The sequence below is a fragment of the Christiangramia aestuarii genome (assembly GCF_009735585.1).
Lineage (GTDB): Bacteria > Bacteroidota > Bacteroidia > Flavobacteriales > Flavobacteriaceae > Christiangramia > Christiangramia aestuarii.
In genome coordinates this window covers 1-349 of record NZ_VJVW01000196.1, presented here as the reverse complement: position 1 = coordinate 349, position 349 = coordinate 1, and the positions used below count along the sequence as shown (strand labels likewise).

The window sequence follows — 349 nt, the reverse complement described above, 5'->3', positions numbered from 1 at the left end:
CATGTGTGGGCAGCGGACGCCGGTCGATTCGGTCGATCGTTGCCAACCGGCCTTGCTTTGTGCCTCGCGTGAAAACAAGAAGCCCCGCTATGGCGGGGCTTCTTTTATCGAATCGGCGCACAGTGCGCCTTGCAGGGGGCTTTGCGGCCCTTCACGAGACCACCGACGGCTCCGGATGGCTGACCCGCTGCTGGATGGGGCTGATCTCGGCCATGGTCTCGCTGACCCAGGCTTCGGCGCGCTGGTTTAGCTCGGCGATGGCGCGCGGGCCTTCGCCTTCGGCGTGCATGGCCGGGCCGATCACCACCTGGATGGTGCCCGGGTACTTGGCCCAGCCGGCCTTGGGCCA

The 349-nt window shown here is 66.8% G+C and carries 1 protein-coding gene; it reads right to left on the bottom strand.

Annotated elements, in window-relative coordinates; genetic code table 11:
• Positions 1-151: 151 nt before the first annotated feature.
• On the bottom strand, positions 152-349 hold a 198-nt coding region (locus tag FLP08_RS17500), incomplete at its 5' end, for a hypothetical protein (RefSeq protein WP_202912830.1).